Below are 1,473 nucleotides of genomic sequence, written 5' to 3'. Positions count from 1 at the left end.
TCGCGGGGACCGTGTTCGACGCGGCCGCCGAGCTCGAGGCCGCGGGTGGCCATGCGCTCCCGGTCGTAGGGGACGTCCGGAGCGACGACGACGTCGCGCGCGCGGTGAGCGCCGCCGTCGAACGCTTCGGCGGGATCGACGCCGTGATCAACAACGCCTCGGCGATCGACCTCTCCCGCACAGACGCGATCGACATGAAGCGCTACGACCTCATGCAGGACATCAACGCGCGCGGCGCGTTCCTGCTCTCCAAGCTCGCGCTTCCGGCCCTGCGCGAGGCCTCGAGGAGCGGACGCGACGCCCACATCCTCACGCTCTCGCCGCCCCTCAACCTCGAGCCCAAGTGGGCGGGGATGCATCTCGCGTACACGATGGCGAAGTACGGGATGAGCCTCGTGACGCTCGGCCTCGCCGAGGAACTGCGCGGGGACGGGATCGGAGTCAACTCGCTGTGGCCATGCACGCTCATCGACACCGCGGCGATCCGCAACCTGCCCGGCGGGGCCGCCATGGCGGGCGTCTCGCGTAGTCCCGAGATTGTCGCGGACGCCGCCTACGCGATCCTCACGAGCGATCCGCGCACCACGAGCGGGAACTTCTTCACGGACGAGGACGCCCTGCGCCGCGCCGGAGTCACCGACTTCGCGCGCTACAGCCTCGGCGTGTCCGAGGATCGGCTCGCGCGCGACATCTTCCTCTGACGTGCCATTCCATCGGGCACGGCGTCGGGCTCCGTCGCTAGGATTCCGATATGGAGAACGACGCCCAGCCCGCCGCTGACGAACGCGGCCCCCTCGATCGCTCCCGCCTCATGGCGGATTTCGCGGCGCGAGCCGGGCTTTCGCGGATCGAGGTCGCGGATGAGCTCGGTTCGACGAATACGGAGCTCTCGCGGCTCGCCGAGACGGAGCCGGACGCGTGGGGCGACCTCGCAGTGCTCGTCGCCGACCACCAGACGCACGGCCACGGTCGCCTTCACCGTCCGTGGGAGTCCCCGGCCGGCGCCTCGCTCGCCGTCTCGATCCTGCTGCGCCCCCACAACGCGTCGGGCCAGCCGCTGCCCACGCAATGCTATTCGTGGTTCTCGCCGCTCGCGGCGCTCGCCCTCCGCGAGGCGCTGGCCGAGGTCGCCGGGCTCGAGTCGGCGCTCAAGTGGCCCAACGACGTCGTGGTCGGCGGCCTCAAGATCTCGGGCATCCTCGCCCATCTCGCACCCGGTGCGCACGGCGAGCCGCCCGCCGTCGTCCTCGGGACCGGCATCAATGTCTCGCTGCGCCAGGACGAACTCCCCGTGCCCACGGCGACGTCGGCGAGCCTCGCGGCGGCGCGGCCGGTGGACCGCACCGACGTGCTCGTGGCGTATCTCGCAGACTTTGCGCGCCGCTACCAGGCCTTCTGCGCCGTGAACGGCAACGCGGACGCCCCGCTTGCGGGCGGCCGGAGCCTCCTCTCGCTGGTCCAGGACGCGACGAT

At 71.4% G+C, this 1,473-nt stretch carries 2 protein-coding genes; both read left to right on the top strand.

Annotated elements, in window-relative coordinates; all coding sequences use genetic code 11:
* Positions 1-701, top strand: a 701-nt coding sequence (locus ACLN58_RS22155) for an SDR family oxidoreductase (protein WP_415857365.1), incomplete at its 5' end; no start/stop codon positions are given.
* Between the two features lie 50 nt (positions 702-751).
* On the top strand, positions 752-1,473 hold a 722-nt coding region (locus ACLN58_RS22150; protein ID WP_415857364.1), incomplete at its 3' end, for a biotin--[acetyl-CoA-carboxylase] ligase.

It is taken from the genome of Sinomonas sp. G460-2 (assembly GCF_047759905.1).
Lineage (GTDB): Bacteria > Actinomycetota > Actinomycetes > Actinomycetales > Micrococcaceae > Sinomonas.
This window is presented reverse-complemented; position numbering and strand designations above follow the sequence as displayed.